Annotated in this window: 1 protein-coding gene; it reads right to left on the reverse strand. The window is 76.7% G+C overall.

The features are described from left to right. Positions 1-107: 107 nt before the first annotated feature. The coding region (locus HUW36_RS33805; protein WP_174531696.1) for a cellulose binding domain-containing protein at positions 108-713 on the reverse strand (606 nt) is incomplete at its 5' end.

Raw genomic sequence — 713 nt, forward strand, 5'->3', positions numbered from 1 at the left:
GTCCGCACGTGGTGCCGCCGCCGCGCCGCCCCGGTCGTCGCCGGCACCCGAAGGTACCGGCGACGGCCGACGTGCGGCTGCGGCCGCCCGGTCGGATCTGACCCCGCTCAGCGCACGGAGCAGACCGTTCCGTTGAGGCGGAACGCGCCCGGCGGCACGTTCGGCCCGCCGTACGCGCCGACGAACCCGACGCTCGCGCTCCCGCCGTCGGCGGCGAGCCGGCGGTTGTCCGCGGTGGAGGTAACCCGGACGTCCCGCCCGGTCTGGGTCCAGGTGGCGCTCCAGCCGCTGCTCACCTGCTGCCAGCCGGTGGGCCAGGTCCAGGTGAGTGTCCAACCGTCGACGGCGTCCGGACCGGTGTTGACCACCTCGACGGTCGCCACGTACCCGTTGCCCCAGTCGGTGTCGGCACGGAAGCGGACCGCGCAGGCGCTCGCCGCCGGGCTGCCGGTGGCGAAGGTGAGCGGCGGGGACGACCACGACACCCGGCCCGCGGTGTCCCGGGCCAGCACGTTGACCGTGTAGCGGGCGCCCGGTTCGAGGTTGCCGACGGTGAGCGAGGTGCCGGCGGTCTCGCCCAGCTGCTCGCTGACCGCGCCCCGCTGCCGGTACACCTCGTACTTGGCGATCGGCGCCGCGCCCGGCGTCGCCGCCGGCCAGGAGATCGTCGCCGTGCGGTCGGTCACCGCGCCCGCCGTCGGCCGCCCCGGGGC

This window comes from Micromonospora maritima, assembly GCF_902825405.1.
GTDB classification, from domain to species: Bacteria; Actinomycetota; Actinomycetes; order Mycobacteriales; family Micromonosporaceae; genus Micromonospora; species Micromonospora maritima.